This window comes from Mesorhizobium sp. M2A.F.Ca.ET.046.03.2.1 (assembly GCF_003952425.1).
Classification (GTDB): domain Bacteria; phylum Pseudomonadota; class Alphaproteobacteria; order Rhizobiales; family Rhizobiaceae; genus Mesorhizobium.
The window spans coordinates 3,331,342-3,346,280 of sequence record NZ_CP034449.1; the positions used below are offsets into that span (position 1 = coordinate 3,331,342).

Annotated in this window: 12 protein-coding genes; 4 read left to right on the top strand and 8 right to left on the bottom strand. The window is 63.7% G+C overall.

Annotation, left to right across the window (positions count from 1 at the left end):
• Positions 1-170 precede the first annotated feature (170 nt).
• From EJ072_RS16080 to EJ072_RS16090, 3 genes are all read right to left on the bottom strand, one after another.
• Positions 171-2,243 carry a 3-hydroxyacyl-CoA dehydrogenase NAD-binding domain-containing protein gene (locus tag EJ072_RS16080; protein ID WP_126080544.1) on the bottom strand — a complete coding sequence of 691 codons (2,073 nt, stop codon included), beginning with the start codon at positions 2,241-2,243 and terminating at the stop codon, positions 171-173.
• Between the two features lie 481 nt (positions 2,244-2,724).
• Positions 2,725-3,315: a hypothetical protein gene (locus EJ072_RS16085; protein WP_126080545.1), complete on the bottom strand. Its 591-nt coding sequence runs from the start codon at positions 3,313-3,315 to the stop codon at positions 2,725-2,727.
• A gap of 45 nt (positions 3,316-3,360) precedes the next feature.
• Positions 3,361-3,969 carry a TetR/AcrR family transcriptional regulator gene (locus EJ072_RS16090; protein ID WP_126080546.1) on the bottom strand — a complete coding sequence of 203 codons (609 nt, stop codon included), beginning with the start codon at positions 3,967-3,969 and terminating at the stop codon, positions 3,361-3,363.
• Positions 3,970-4,047: 78 nt separating this feature from the next.
• On the opposite strand from EJ072_RS16090, the gene EJ072_RS16095 reads away from it, so the two are divergent.
• Together EJ072_RS16095 and EJ072_RS16100 are read left to right on the top strand one after the other, a co-directional pair.
• A complete protein-coding gene (locus EJ072_RS16095) occupies positions 4,048-5,331 on the top strand; it encodes an MFS transporter (protein ID WP_126080547.1) in 1,284 nt (427 codons plus the stop codon).
• 296 nt (positions 5,332-5,627) lie between these two features.
• Positions 5,628-7,202: an alkaline phosphatase gene (locus EJ072_RS16100; protein ID WP_126080548.1), complete on the top strand. Its 1,575-nt coding sequence runs from the start codon at positions 5,628-5,630 to the stop codon at positions 7,200-7,202.
• 225 nt (positions 7,203-7,427) lie between these two features.
• Here the strand turns inward: EJ072_RS16100 and EJ072_RS16110 are convergent, their stop codons facing one another.
• The gene (locus EJ072_RS16110) at positions 7,428-7,709 is read right to left on the bottom strand and encodes a hypothetical protein (RefSeq protein WP_126083653.1); all 282 of its coding nucleotides are present in this window, start codon (positions 7,707-7,709) and stop codon (positions 7,428-7,430) included.
• Between the two features lie 201 nt (positions 7,710-7,910).
• Here EJ072_RS16110 and typA point away from each other — a divergent pair, with 201 nt between their 5' ends.
• On the top strand, positions 7,911-9,740 hold the full coding sequence (gene typA, locus EJ072_RS16115; RefSeq protein WP_126080549.1) for a translational GTPase TypA: 1,830 nt from the start codon (positions 7,911-7,913) through the stop codon (positions 9,738-9,740).
• Between the two features lie 49 nt (positions 9,741-9,789).
• On the opposite strand, the gene EJ072_RS16120 is transcribed toward typA, so the two are convergent.
• The gene (locus EJ072_RS16120) at positions 9,790-10,416 is read right to left on the bottom strand and encodes a DUF1062 domain-containing protein (RefSeq protein ID WP_126080550.1); all 627 of its coding nucleotides are present in this window, start codon (positions 10,414-10,416) and stop codon (positions 9,790-9,792) included.
• Positions 10,417-11,039: 623 nt separating this feature from the next.
• On the opposite strand from EJ072_RS16120, the gene EJ072_RS16125 reads away from it, so the two are divergent.
• Positions 11,040-11,651: a LysE family translocator gene (locus EJ072_RS16125; RefSeq protein ID WP_126080551.1), complete on the top strand. Its 612-nt coding sequence runs from the start codon at positions 11,040-11,042 to the stop codon at positions 11,649-11,651.
• Here EJ072_RS16125 and EJ072_RS16130 read toward each other — a convergent pair whose 3' ends face one another.
• From EJ072_RS16130 to EJ072_RS16140, 3 genes are all read right to left on the bottom strand, one after another.
• Positions 11,652-13,472 (bottom strand): aromatic amino acid ammonia-lyase, encoded by a 1,821-nt coding sequence (locus EJ072_RS16130; protein WP_126080552.1) that lies wholly within the window; start codon positions 13,470-13,472, stop codon positions 11,652-11,654.
• A 274-nt stretch (positions 13,473-13,746) separates the two neighbouring features.
• On the bottom strand, positions 13,747-14,070 hold the full coding sequence (locus EJ072_RS16135; protein ID WP_126080553.1) for a YciI family protein: 324 nt from the start codon (positions 14,068-14,070) through the stop codon (positions 13,747-13,749).
• A 217-nt stretch (positions 14,071-14,287) separates the two neighbouring features.
• The gene (locus tag EJ072_RS16140; protein ID WP_126080554.1) at positions 14,288-14,851 is read right to left on the bottom strand and encodes a peroxidase-related enzyme; all 564 of its coding nucleotides are present in this window, start codon (positions 14,849-14,851) and stop codon (positions 14,288-14,290) included.
• Positions 14,852-14,939 lie beyond the last annotated feature (88 nt).

Below are 14,939 nucleotides of genomic sequence, written 5' to 3' on the forward strand. Positions count from 1 at the left end.
CGGGCGGGGCAAGGAGCGAAGCGACGCGCGCAGACCCGAGGATCCGCTCCTCAACGGCGCAGAACCAGCAACGGCTGCGCCAATGCCTGTTCTGCACCGTCGCATTCTTCGCTTGAAGTTCCGGCATGGATTCCAGGGTCTACGCTTCGCTTCGCCCTGGAATGACGAAGTTACGGGGCGCCGCCCGCGCCCTCCCACGATCCCGTCTCGGCAAACCTTTTCAACGCCGGCGCCGGCTCGAAAATCGCCCGTCCGGTCCGCCGGTGCCAATACTCCAGGCGCTCGACGATCTTGCCCGCGCCCGCAAGCCCGGCCCAGAACATCGGTCCGCCCTTGCCGATGGGAAAGCCGTAGCCGTTGACCCAGACGACATCGATGTCGGACGCGCGGGCTGCTACCCCCTCCTCGAGAATCCGCGCACCTTCGTTGACCAAGGGATAAAGCGTGCGCTCGATGATTTCCTCCGCGCCGATCTCACGCCGGGCAATTCCAAGCTCCGCCGCCTTGGCGCGGATCAGTGCCTCCACATCCGGGTCCGCGACCGGCTCCCGCGCGCCGCTCTCATAGCGGTACCACCCACTTCCGGTCTTCTGACCGAAGTGACCCTGTTCGCACAGCGTATCAGCAATCACCGCCGTCTGGCCACGCGCCTTGCGGTTGCGCCAGCCGATGTCGAGGCCGGCGAGGTCGCCCATCTGGAACGGTCCCATCGGCCAGCCGAAATCGGTGAATGCCTTGTCGACCTGGGCAGGGGTGGCACCTTCCAGCAGCAGCGCTTCGTTCTCCGCCCCGCGCGCGGACAGCATCCGGTTGCCGACAAAACCGTGGCAGACGCCGACGACGACCGCGACCTTGCCGATGCGCCGGGCGAGATCAGTGACCGTCGCCAGCACCTCGGGCGCGGTCTTTTCGGCTCGCACGATCTCCAGGAGCTTCATGATGTTAGCCGGCGAAAAGAAATGCATGCCGAGCACGTCTTGCGGCCGTGACGTCGAGGCGGCGATTTCGTTCACGTCGAGATAGGAGGTGTTGGTGGCGAGGATGGCGCCGGGCCTGGCGATGGTATCGAGCTTGCCGAACACCTCCTGCTTGACGACCATGTCCTCGAACACGGCCTCGATGATCAGGTCGCAATCGGCAAGGTCGGCATAGTCGGTGCTGCCCTTGAACAGTTCGAGGCGCTTCTGCTTGGCCTCCTCCGTCAAAGAACCGCGGCTGACCGATACGGCATAGTTCTTCTCGATCGTCGCCAGCCCGCGCCCCAGCGCCTCATCGCTGGTCTCGAGCAAGGTCACCGGCAGGCCGCCATTGGCGAAGGCCATGGCGATGCCGCCGCCCATCGTGCCGGCGCCGATTATGCCGACGCGTTCGAGCCGACGCTTCTGCAGGTCCTTGCCGGGCACCTTCGCCGCCTCGCGCTCGGCGAAGAACAGATGCCGCTGCGCGCGCGACTGATCGCCGGCAACGAGCTTTTGGAAAAGCTGCCGTTCGGCGGCAAGCGCTGCGTCGAAAGACAAGGTGATGGCGTTGCGCACGGCCTCGGCGCAGGCGATTGGCGCTTCGAGGCCGCGCGCCTTCCTGGCGAGGTCAGCGGCCTGGGCGTCGAAGGTGGCAAGATCGGTCTCGGCGAGGCGGTCCTTGCGCTCACGCACCGGCACGAAGGGGCCGCCTCGGTTAGTCATTTCGTGGGCGAAACGAACGGCCTCCGCCGGCAGATCGCGGTCGACGACCGCGTCGACAAGCCCCGCCTTCGCCTCGCCGGCCGAAATCGGCGTTCCGGAAACGATCATGGCGAGCGCCTTCGCGGCGCCCACAAGGCGCGGCAGCCGCACCGTGCCGCCGCCGCCCGGCAAGAGACCGAGTTTTACTTCGGGCAGGCCGAGCTTGGCGCCGCGATCGGCGATGCGGAAATGGCAGCCGAGCGCCAGTTCCAGCCCGCCGCCGAGCGCCGTGCCGTGGATGGCGGCAACTGTCGGCTTGGGAATCGTTTCAAGCAAGGCGATGATGGCGCGTAGTTCCGGCTGCTGGACCGGCTTGCCGAATTCGGTGATGTCTGCGCCGGCGACGAAAGTGCGCCCGGCGCAGGCTATGACGATCGCCTTGGCGGCAGGATCGTCGCGTAGCGCGGCAAGCGCCTCATAGAGCGGCTTGCGGACATGAAAACTCAGCGCATTGACCGGCGGATTGTCGATGGTGACCACCGCCACGCCGTTGTCATTCGTGACGCTGACAGAACTGGACAAGCGGAACCTCCCGAGACCGGCTGCAATCGGAACACGGGTTTACTAGGCCGGCCCGTGAATGGAAACCCGAACCAGACTTGGCGCAATGGTTAGTTGAGAGCGGCTGGTTTCCCGACAAAGGGATTTTGAAAGGTTGGCTGCGTTTTGCGTTGGCAGGCGGTATGCGTTGGAGATTGGCAGAAACGTCCATCGCGATCGTCATTCCAGGGCGGAGCAGGAGCGAAGCTCCGTCGCGAAGACCCTGGAATCCATGCCGTTACCTTGATCCAAGAGCGCAGCGGAGCAGAATTCTGCACCGTGAGAGGCGCGCCTGCATAACGGCATGGATTCTATGGTCTGCGCCGCGTCGCATCGCTCCTTGCTCCGCCATAGAATGACGAAGTTGGGGCGGCTGCAGCCAATCCCCGGCGTTTGCGCTGATTTTCACGGGCGGCGGAAAATCGACACCAAGACAAACTTTCAAAAGCCCTGTGCAGCGCCACTAGTTATCCACCCGGCCGAAGGGCGGCACGTCGCCGATCACTTCGCGCTTGTCCTTGCCGCAGACGAAGGTCTTGGCTTTCTCATCCGCCAGCTTGCGCGCCTGATCGTTGGCCTGTGGGTTGCCGGTGGCCAAAACCAGGCCGACGGTGCAGCCCTGATGCTCTTCCGGTTGCGCGACCTTGGCGACGACCAGCACGTCGGTCGATTCCTTGTCGTCCTCGGGGTTGCTGACCGAGCGGCGATGGATGGCGGCGAAAGGGATGGCGATGTCGCCATTGGTCTCGATGCGCCATTCCACTTTCGGGCCTGAGCCGTTGAAGGCAGTGAAGCTCTCCCAGACCGCGGTCATGTCGTCGGACGGAAAGCCGTAATAGACGGATTCGCGCGCGTCGTCGTAGCCGATCAGCACCGGGTAGCCGCGATAGCCTGAGCAGACGAGGCTCGCCCAGTCGCCGTCGCCTTCCGCGGCCTGGGCATAGGTCACGCAGTCCTTCTTCGAATCGAGATCGGTGTAGGCGCTGGAGATGTCGCCGGCCTGGGCCGCCTGGCAGAAACCGGCAAGCGCAAGCGGGATCAGAAGGGCACGCATCGATGGCAACTCCGTTTCGAGCTGCCGGAAGCGTAACGCCGTCCGCTATTTCTTCAAGCTGGCTTCGATCAAGAGGTCGGCGTTGCGGGCGACCGACGCCGCCGGTCCGCCATGGCCGAAAAGCTGGCCGCTGATATAGGCGCCCTCGATGAGCAGCAGCAGCCCGTCGCCCAGCGTGTCGGAATCCGCCGCACCCATCGCGGCGGCCATGGCGCGCAGGCGCCGGCGCAATTCCTGCTTGTTGTTTTCGCTGACGATGCGGGCCGGGTGACCACGCTCAGGATATTCCACCGCCGCGTTGGTCATGCCGCAGCCGCGATAGTCCGGCTTTTGCGTGCGTTTGCCGACGCGGGTCAGGAAGGCGATGATCTGGGCGCGCTGATTGCCGGGATGTGCGTCCACCGCCTCGTCGAAGCGTTCCCAGAATTCGAGGTCGTATTTGCGCAGATAGGAGGCGGCGAGCTCATCCTTGGACGGGAAACTGCGATAGAGGCTGGGCTTTGTGACGCCGGCGCGCCTGACGATCTCGTCGACGCCGATCGCCCTGATGCCCTCGCGGTAGAACAGGTCGCGCGCCACGTCGAGAATCTTGTCGGCGGCCCTCGGGGCGGGGGCCGTGTTCAACGACGCTTCAATTTTATTGTCCGATGGCATGCAGACGACTCGCTTGACAATGTTACTGACCGGTACGTATGTATGGTGCCATCCCATTGCAACGTACCGGTCAGTAACATGATAGCTCAATCCCGTCCGTTTGGCCAGCGCTACGCCTTCGTCGTTGTCGCGGTCATCTTTCTTTGTCTTTTGATTGCAGCAGGGCTTCGTTCAGCGCCGTCAGTCATGATGCTGCCGCTGGAAGAGAGCTTCGGCTGGCGGCGCGACATCGTCTCGCTGGCTGCCGCGATTGGCATCTTCCTCTATGGTCTGACCGGACCGTTTGCCGCGGCGTTGATGGAGCGGATCGGGCTGCGCCGCACGCTGCTTGCCGCGCTGATGATCATGTCGGGCTCCACCGCGCTCAGCCTGCTGATGACCAAGCCGTGGCATCTGCTGATCACCTGGGGAGTGTTTTCAGGCATCGGTTCGGGCGCGGTCGCGACCGTGCTCGGCGCAACAATCGTCAACCGTTGGTTCAAGACCAATCGCGGCCTGGTGATGGGGTTGATGTCCGCCTCCAGCGCTACCGGCCTGCTGGTGTTCTTGCCGCTGCTTGCCTCGCTGGCCCAGTCGGGAGGTTGGAAGCCAGTCGCCATAGCGATCGCGATCGCCACCGCTGCTCTCGTGCCGCTGGTCTTTCTGCTGGTGCCGGAACGCCCGGCCTCGATCGGTCAGGTGCGCTATGGCGCCGATGCCGACGACGTGCCGCCGGTGTCGCCCGCATCGCAGGGCAATTTCCTGGCGCATACGCTGAACACGCTGCGCCGCGCCGCCGGCACACGGGTGTTCTGGTATCTCTTCGCCACCTTCTTCGTCTGCGGCTTCACCACCAACGGCCTCGTCGGCACGCATCTTATCGCCTTTTGCGGCGACATGGGCATCGGGGAGGTGCAGGCGGCCGGGCTGTTGTCGATGATGGGTATTTTCGACCTGATCGGCACCACCCTGTCCGGCTGGCTCACCGACCGTTTCGATCCGCGCAAGCTGCTCGGCGTCTACTATGCCGTGCGCGGCCTGTCGCTGATCTATCTGCCTTATTCCGGCTTCTCGGCGACCAGCCTGATCATCTTCGCCGTGCTCTACGGGCTCGACTGGATCGCCACCGTGCCGCCGACGCTCCGGCTCGCCAACGAAGCCTTCGGCGACCGTAGCGGGCCGATCGTGTTCGGCTGGATCGTCGCCGGCCACCAAGTGGGCGCAGCGGCGGCTGCAGCCTTCGGCGGCACGATGCGCGAGTTGCAGGGCAATTACGAACTGGCCTTCCTGATCGCCGGCATGACGGGCATCGCGGCGGCCTGTATCTCGCTGCTGATCAATACGACCAAGCCGGCATTCGAGCCGGAGCCGCAGGCGGCTTGAGCTGCCAATCTCACCCCTTGTGGGGGAGATGCCCGGCAGGGCAGAGGGGGGCGCTGTCCCGCCGACTTGTCAGTTGAATTGCAGCCAATCAAAGCCGTCGGCCAGAAGCTCGAACAGGCCGTTCCTGAGAAGTTGGCGATCCTTCGCGCCCCCCTCTGGCCTGCCGGCCATCTTCCCCACAAGGGGGGAGATCAGCAGTTCTGTCGACTGTTATCAAAACTTCATGGTTCCGAGACACGCCTGAAACATTGAGGCGAGAGCTTGGCGGTCCCGTTCAAAGCCATCCGGAGACAGCCATGGACAAGCTTTCCCTTACCCGCCGCGCTTTCGTCACCTCGGCCAGCGCCTTCGGCCTTGTCGGCGCCTCCGGTCTGGCGCTGCCCTATTATTCCCGCGCCAGCCAGCGGCCGGCCTTCACGCATGGCGTGCAGTCCGGCGACGTCGACGCCACGTCCGGCATGGTGTGGACGCGCACCGACCGGCCCGCGCGCGTTATGTATGAAGTGTCGACCACCGAAAGTTTTGCAAACGCCACAAGGCTCGCGCCGCTCGATACGTCGCCGGCCAGCGACTGCACGGTGAAGCGGCTGCTCACCGATCTCGCCTCCGACCAGGACATCTTCTACCGCATGATCGCGGCCGACCTGTCCGACATCAACGCCGTCTCCGAGCCGATCGTCGGCCGTTTCCGCACCGCGCCGTCCTCGAAGCGCGACGTGCGCTTCGCCTGGTCAGGCGACACCGCCGGCCAGGGCTGGGGCATCGACGAGACCGGCATGAAGACCTATTCGACCATCGCCAAGCACACGCCGGACTTCTTCCTGCATTCGGGCGACACGATCTATGCCGACGGCGCGCTGAAGGACGAGGTCGACCTGCCCGGCGGCGGCAAGTGGAAGAACGTTGTCATGCTCGACGGCAAGCGCAAGGTCGCCGAGACGCTGGACGAATATCGCGACCAGTGGAAATACAACATGATGGACAAGCATGTGCTTGCCCTCTCGGCCATCTGCCCGACCTTCTACCAATGGGACGACCACGAGGTGCTCAACAACTGGTCGGACTCGAAGGACCTCAGCAAGGACGACCGCTACAAGGAAAAGTCGATCCATGTGCTGGCGGCCAGGGCCGCGCGCGCCTTCCATGAGATGACCACCATCCGTTACGAGCCGTCGGAGCCGGGCCGCGTCTACCGCAAGATCTCGCATGGGCCGCTGCTCGACGTGTTCTTCCTCGACATGCGCTCCTATCGCGGCCCGAACGGCGCCAACCTGGATGAAACGCTGACGCCGAAGTCGCGCATGATCGGCGAAGAGCAGTCCAAGTGGCTGAAGCGCGAGCTGGCAAACTCGAAGGCGACGTGGAAGGTCATCGCCGCCGACATGCCGCTCGGCCTCGTCGTCTGGGACGACGCGGCGAAGAAGGCCGGCTTCGAGGCCGTCAGCAACAACGACAACGGCAAGCCGAAGGGGCGCGAGCTCGAATTCGCCGATGTGCTGCGCTTCATCAAGACTGCCGGCATCACCAACACCGTCTGGCTCACCGCCGACGTGCACTACACGGCGGCGCATTACTACAACCCCGGCAAGGCGCAGTTCCAGGATTTCAATCCGTTCTGGGAATTCGTGTCCGGCCCGATCCATGCCGGCACCTTCGGCCCCAACGACCTCGACATGACCTTCGGGCCGGAGCTGAAATTCATCAAGGCGCCGACCGCCGAGCAGGGCCAGAACCTGCCGCCGTCGGCCGGCCTGCAGTTCTTCGGGCTGGTCGATATTTCGGGTGCGACGGAGCAGCTCACGGTGCGGCTGATGGATCGCGACGACAACGAGCTTTACAAGGTGACGCTGGACCCGGTGCGATCGGCTTGAAGTGAAAGTTGGAACCGTCGGCGGGACAGCGCCCCCCTCTGACCTGCCGGCCATCTCCCCCACTTGGGGGGAGATCAGCAGCTTTGGCGCCTCGCTCCTTCGGCAACGTCGGCGATTGGCGAAATCAAACGCGACAGCCAACTCCATCAAGTGGGACTCAAGTGGGGGAGATGTCCGGTAGGACAGGGGGCGCGAAGGATCGCTACGTTTGCGGTATTGAGAGCGTCAATCCGGATAACAAGCGCGCGGAATGTTCGGCCAGACCGCGGTGTCGCAATTGGCATCCTTCTGGCGCTGCTTGAAGGCGGCGCTGACCGGGCCGGTGACGATCGGGTCGACGCCGTCGGGGGCATCGGCGAACATCTGCTGCGCCGTTTGGGCATCGGGCGGCGAGATCGGATCGGCTTGCCTGAGCGCAGCCGCGGACTGCGCGGCGCCCGCCGCGACGAGCAGGCCAAGCGCCGCCCACGCGAAAACCGGACGCAATCTGGACATCTGATCGGTCATGAACATGAAATCGCCCGGCCCCTCAAAGGTTCCGCCTTGGTTAACAGAATCATTTCACACCAAGACGTTTAAGAATCAGTGACCATTATTTGGGGTCGGGCCTCCCCTTTCGCAAATGCGAAAAACCTTGTATGAGCCGCGCAACCGAAAAAGGCGGCGCTTGTTAAGCCTGCCGCCTGCAACGTTCCCGAGACCAGAAAAATGAACCTCCGAAATATCGCGATCATCGCGCACGTCGACCATGGCAAAACCACGCTGGTCGATCAGCTTCTGAAACAGTCCGGAGCCTTCCGCGACAACCAGCGCGTCGCCGAACGCGCCATGGATTCCAACGACCTCGAAAAAGAGCGGGGCATCACCATCCTGGCCAAGGCGACCTCGGTCGACTGGCACGGCACCCGCATCAACATCGTCGACACGCCCGGACACGCCGATTTCGGCGGCGAGGTGGAGCGCATCCTGTCGATGGTGGATTCGGCGATCGTGCTCGTCGACGCCGCCGAAGGACCTATGCCGCAGACCAAGTTCGTCGTCGGCAAGGCGCTTAAGGTGGGCTTGCGGCCCATCGTCGTCATCAACAAGATCGACCGTCCGGACGCCCGTCATGTCGAGGTGGTCAACGAGGTGTTCGACCTCTTCGCCGCGCTTGACGCCACCGACGAGCAGCTCGATTTCCCGATCCTCTACGGCTCGGGCCGCGATGGCTGGGTGTCGGAAAACCCCAAAGGTCCGAAGGACCAGGGCCTGGCGCCGCTGTTCGACCTCGTCGTCAAGCACGTGCCGGCGCCGACGGTCCATCCAGGCCCGTTCCGGATGATCGGCACCATCCTGGAAGCCAATCCGTTCCTTGGCCGCATCATCACCGGCCGCATCGAGTCCGGCACGCTGAAGGCCAACCAGCCGGTCAAGGTGCTGCATCATGACGGCACCCAGATCGAAACCGGCCGCGTCTCAAAAATTCTTGCCTTCCGCGGCCTCGAGCGCCAGCCGATCGACGAAGCCCAGGCCGGAGACATTGTCGCCATCGCCGGCCTGTCCAAAGGCACCGTCGCCGACACGTTCTGCGACCCGCAGGTGAGCGAGCCGCTGCATGCGCAGCCGATCGACCCGCCGACGGTCACCATGTCCTTCCTCGTCAATGACAGCCCGCTTGCCGGCACCGAGGGCGATAAGGTGACCAGCCGCGTCATCCGCGACCGCCTGCTGCGCGAGGCCGAGGGCAATGTCGCGCTGAAGATCGAGGAATCGGCCGAAAAGGACTCCTTCTTCGTGTCCGGCCGCGGCGAATTGCAGCTCGCGGTGCTGATCGAGACGATGCGCCGCGAAGGCTTCGAGCTTGCCGTGTCGCGTCCGCGCGTCGTCATGCAGAAGGGCGAGAACGGCGAATTGCTGGAGCCGGTCGAGGAAGTCGTCATCGACGTCGACGAGGAGCATGCCGGCGTCGTCGTGCAAAAAATGTCGGAGCGCAAGGCCGAGATGGTCGAGCTGCGTCCGTCCGGCGGCAATCGCCAGCGCCTCGTCTTCCATGCGCCGACGCGCGGCCTGATCGGCTACCAGTCGGAACTGTTGACCGACACGCGCGGCACCGCGGTGATGAACCGGCTGTTCTTCGCCTATGAGCCTTACAAGGGCGAGCTGCCCGGCCGCACCAATGGCGTCTTGATCTCCAACGAGCAGGGCGAGTCGGTCGCCTACGCCATGTGGAACCTGGAAGACCGCGGCCCGATGATCATCGATCCGGGCGTCAAGGTCTATCAGGGCATGATCATCGGCATCCATTCGCGCGACAACGACCTCGAAGTGAATGTGCTCAAGGGCAAGAAGCTCACCAACATCCGCGCCGCCGGCAAGGACGAGGCGGTGAAGCTGACGCCGCCGATCCGCATGACGCTGGAGCGGGCTCTCGCCTGGATCCAGGACGACGAGCTGGTCGAGGTGACGCCGAAGACCATCCGGCTGCGCAAGCTCTATCTCGACCCGAACGAGCGCAAGCGTTTCGAGAAGGCCGCCAAGGTGATGGGCGCGGCATAAGCTTTCAGCCAAAGGTTCGAAGAGGGAGCGTGTGCTCCCTCTTTTCGTTTCAGCGGCACGCGGCCGACAGGATGGCGCGGCAATCCGCCTCGTCGGCTAGACCGATGCGCACCGCCAGGCCGTCCCGAACCGGCTTGCGCAAGGCTTTCGCGCCATCCGGTTCCATGGTCAGTCGCCTTCGGTCGTCCAGGGCCTGGAGTCTTGACCGCGAAAGGCCGAGCTCGCCGGCAAGCAGGCGGTCCAGCCGCAAAGGCGTCGTCCCCTCCAGCCGAAGCTCGAGCGCGAGGGCGTTGGCGTGTCCCGGCTCTCCGTCGAGCGGCTCCTTTCGAACCGTGACATCGGGAGATTCCTCGACCCGTCCGGCTCGGTTGCGCAGCGGGGCGGCATCAAAGGCATGGCGGCGCGCAAGCGCCGGATCGTTGCTTTCGAGCGCTGCCAGCAGCGCCGGCTCGATATCGTGGCGGTTTTGTCGTTCCAGGATGGTGAAATTCCAGGAGTTTTCGCAGCCGCTGCAGCGATAGATCAGCCAGACGTCGATGCGCTTGCCATTGGCATTGACGCGGAATTTCTCGCTGCATTTGTATGGTCTGAAGCCGCCGCAGCGGTTGCAGTTGATGAAAGGTCGTGGCGCGATTGCGGGCGCGATCGTCCAGAGGACACGCAAGGTAGAAGACATGCCGGTAGGCCCTTCCCGTCGGGAAGTCCGTCAGGCCGGCAATGTCCGAGATGCCCTTCATGGGCACGGCGTGGCGAAAGACTGTGTTGTCTGGAAATCAAGCGTCGGCGCGATAGCACTCGACGGCGGTTCAGCAATGCCAAACCGGTCTCGAACCGCCGCCTGAAGAACACGTGAAAATGGAGCAGGCGGCGCCAATGGCCGCGCCTGCGGTGCATTCAGAGGAGTTGGCGAGACCGGCGGTTACTGAGGCAAAGTGATGCTCGAAAATGGATGTCGGGCGGGTCTTCTAGCTAAGGCTGAAGGGAACGGCAAGAGCAGCACAAGAGCAGCAATTGTCGGCGTCGGCGCTGCCCTCATCCGCCTGCCGGCACCTTCTCCCCGTGAACGGGGAGAAGAGGGCTGGCCGCCATGCTGGCGCCTATCCTGCAACGCCGGCGACTGACGAAAGCAGAGAGCGTCCTTCGCCCCGTTTACGGGGAGAAGGTGCCCGAAGGGCGGATGAGGGGGCGGCGCCGGCGCTGCTAGCTATTGTCTCCTTGCTCAACGATCGCATCTTGCCAGGCGTGCCAAATGTGATGCGATCCGGTATGGTCTGTTCCTGTTCAAGAGGAAGCGCTCTCATGCATCTCGCCTCGCTGCTGATCTTCGCCGCCGCGCTCTTTGTCGCCGCCGGTTCGCCCGGCCCATCGATCGCCGCACTCGTGGCGCGGGTGATCTCGAAAGGGTTCCGCGACGTCTTCCCGTTCCTGCTGGCGATGTGGATCGGCGAGGCGATCTGGCTGTCGCTGGCGGTGTTCGGGCTGGCCGTAGTGGCGCAGACCTTCCACTACGCCTTCGTCGTCGTGAAGTGGATTGGCGTGACCTATCTCGCCTGGCTAGCGTTCAAGATGTGGACGGCGCCGGTCGAGGCCAAGGAAGGCGAGATGCCGCGCGAGGATTCGCCTGTGAAACTGTTCTTTGCCGGCATGGCGATGACGCTCGGCAACCCGAAGATCATGATGTTCTATCTGGCGCTGCTGCCGACCATCATCGATCTCGCCTCGGTCAGCGTCGTCGGCTGGGTCGAGCTGACGCTGACAATGGCTGTCGTGTTGGTCGTCATCGACCTAGCCTGGGTGCTGGCCGCTTCGCAGGCGCGCCGGCTTCTGAAAAGCAAGCGCGCCATGAAGATCGCCAACCGCGTCAGCGCCACGACCATGGCGGGCGCCGCCGCGGCAATCGCCGCGCGATAGCTACTTGGGCAAAACGCCGGCCGAAGGCAGCGGCGCTGGCTTCGGGGCCTGCGGGCCGCCGGAATAGAATTTCGCGGCCGGGTTTTCCTGCATGAAGTCGTAGGCGACCATGCCGAGCGGTCGTTTCGGCCGCTCCGACGCCGCCTGATGCCAGGGGATTACTTGGCGCAGCGCCGCAAGCGCGGCTGTCGGCGCTGCACCGAACTTCCGCTCCGAGTTCTGCGCCTTGCGGATCTCCATCCAGTAGCTTGCCGTCAGCAGGTCCTGCGCCACGAGGTGGAACGACACGTCGACCGCGTCGCGGGCGCGCTGCGTCTTGATGCGGGTCTGCGCTTCCAGGTCCTCGACCGTGGCGACGATCGCCTGACCGTTCGGCATCACCGGTGAACCAAGTTCGGCCAGTTCCTGCCACAGATCGGTCGGCAGGTAGCCGTCGAAGCTTGGGATGTCCTTGCGCTCGTCCGGCTTCAGCACGTCGGCCGGCTTGACCACGGTGAAGAAGGGGTTGCGGAAGCGTTCGATGCGTTGCGCGACGGCGACGCCAAGATTGGTCAGGGCGTTGGTGAGGGCCTCGACCTGGTTGGCCATCGGGTAGGGGTCCCAATTGGCGTTGGAGAAGATATAGCCGGACTTGCCGTTACTCAGCGATCCGCCCTTGATGTAATATTTCATGAATTGCGGGGTGCTCAGCTCCGGCGAACTTTGCGGCGTCAAGCCGGGCAGGATCGCCGGATTGTGATCCGACGAGTTGATCGACAGCAGGACGGAATCGCGCAGATCCGCCCAGGCCTGCCAGGCCGAGCCCTGGCGCTGGCTGGAGGCGCGCATGCTTTCCGGATCCTGGATGATGCGGGCCGGATCGTTGTCGAAGAGATAGCTGCCGTTGATCATGTCCATGACGCGGGCGGCGTCCCATGTCAGCCATGGATAGGGCCGCATCGACTGAACAGGCGCGGAGATCGGCGTGACGCTGGAGTTCATGCCGTTCAGCCCCATGGCGTAGCTGAGATCGGTCCATTCCAGCAGTTTTCGCGCGTCCTCCAGCAACAGCACGGCTTGCGCCTGCGCATAGGCGTTGGTGCTGATTAGCGCCGCCTGGTCGGCGGCGAAGGGCTCCAGCGGCTTCAGCCCGGCCTGTTCGAGCGCCTGCGCGGCCGGCATGCGGACGCCTTTGAGATAGGCATCGCCTTCGCCGACCATGGCCGCTCCGATATTGCCGAGCGTCGCGAGGTCGCCTTCGCCCAGCGTGCCGCGCGATTGCACGATCGGGGTGACGCGCTTGTTCAGCATATCGACAAGCATGTGCGTCAGCTGCGGGCTGGCCGCCTCATAGGACATGGTGTTGGCGCGGATAGCCATGATGGCGCGCACCAGCGCCTCCTCCTGCAACTCCGGCCCGTAGCCGCGGTTGACGCCGCCCTTGAAGCGGGCGAGCTGCTGGTCCTTGAGAAGTTTCATGTTTTCAGACGAGGTCGGGTCGCCGGAAAAGATCACGGTTTCGCGCTGGTCGCCGGCGCCGCGATTGAACCAGTAGATCGTGACGCCTTCGGCTGCACCTTCGAGCAGCAGACCATAAGCATCCGCCGAACGTTGCAGCGCCTGCGGGCTGAGCTCGACCTTGGCGCCGTTGCGGGCGATGGCGATGACCTGATCGATGCTCAGATCGTGACCGGTCAGCGTGATCGTCTTGTCGGCCGCCGTCTCGAAAATGGGCTGGTAGGCGGCCGCCGCTTCGAACGCTTGGGCAGGAGGCGCGGCAAGCACCGCCATCAGGGTCAGGGTACAGAGAAAAGGCTTGGGCTTGGTAATCCGGTCCAGCATGACGGCTCCCATGAAGCTGGTTTTCAGGAACGACTTTCACCCATTGGAAATTTTGTTTCCTGAAAGACTAGCCGCAAGCGTCAAGCTGTCAACGACTTAAGGTTGCAGGACCGATAGTGGGGAGGGTGTGGCCTCATCGTTCCACGGCATGGGCGGGCCGACCGCATGTCGATTGCGGAGGCCGCCTGGTTCGACATGCCGAACCAAGCGGCCGTGAAGGCGATCCCGGATCTCGCTGGAAATCCGCCTTGTGCAGCGTTGCGCGGTCTGGTCGCTACATCATCTCGATGATCGGCGCGATCTCGACGCTGAAGGCCGGGTCCATCAGGATCGGGCACTCCTTGGCTTTGGCGACGGCATCATCGATGTCCCTGGCCTCGACGATCGTGTAGCCGGCGGTCGGATTGCTGCCGCCATTGTTCTCAACCTTGCCGCTGGGCAGAACCGTCTTGGACATGCCGACCGGATTGCCGCCGTCGACCACGGCCGAGCCCAGCTTGCCGTACCAGCCGGTCCAGGCATCCATTGCCGCTTTGCGTTCGGCCTCATCAGTCGGCATCTTGCCGGAGCCATGATAGACATAGAGAAATTTCGCCATGTTCTCCTCCCTTGTCGGCGGCGTCGAACCGGCACGCGGCCACGCCGCTTGCGATATGCAGCTGCGCTACAACCCAATATGCGGCTACCCCGTAATCGTGGATACGCGGCAATCCCGCAGGTCTGGACATGCAGCCACACTGCAATCCTGATCATCGAACCAAATGACGCGGCGGGCAACGAAAAATTCGGTGTTGCTAATATAAAACCTGCGGCCGTCATCTCGCCATAGCGTGGTATTCGGAGTTCGGCCGCATATCGACCGCGGCGGCCACCCGGTTCGACATGTTGAAGAAGGCGGTAGTCGAGGCGATGTCCCAGATATCGCGGTCCGAAAAGCCGGCCTGGCGCAAGGCGGCTCGGTCGGCTTCCACAATCCTGGCCGGCTCCTCCGTCAGCTTCACGGCGAATTCGAGCATGGCGCGCTGGCGGTCCGACAGATCGGTGGCGCGGAAATTCATCGCCATCATCTCGCCCAGCGCCGGCTCGCCCGACAGCTGACGCACCGCCGCGCCATGCGCGGTGAGGCAGTAATAGCAATGGTTGATCGAGGAGACGGCGACCGCGATCATCTCGCGCTCCAGCTTCGACAGGCCCGAATCGCCCAGCATCAGATCGTTGTACATGTCGGTGAAGGCGCGCAGCTTCTTCTCGTCGAAGGCGTAGGCGAGCAGCACGTTGGGCACGAGGCCGAGCTTCTCCTCGCATTTGGCGAAATAGGCTTTCGTCGACTCGCTCAGCTCCGCCTGGACAAGCTCAAGCGCGGTTATTTTGCCGGTCATATGGGTTCTCCTTGCAGGCCGATGGCGTCAGTTCGAATTTTTTTATGCGTCGTCAAACCTTTGTCGCGAAACGGCGGTCATCTGCTAC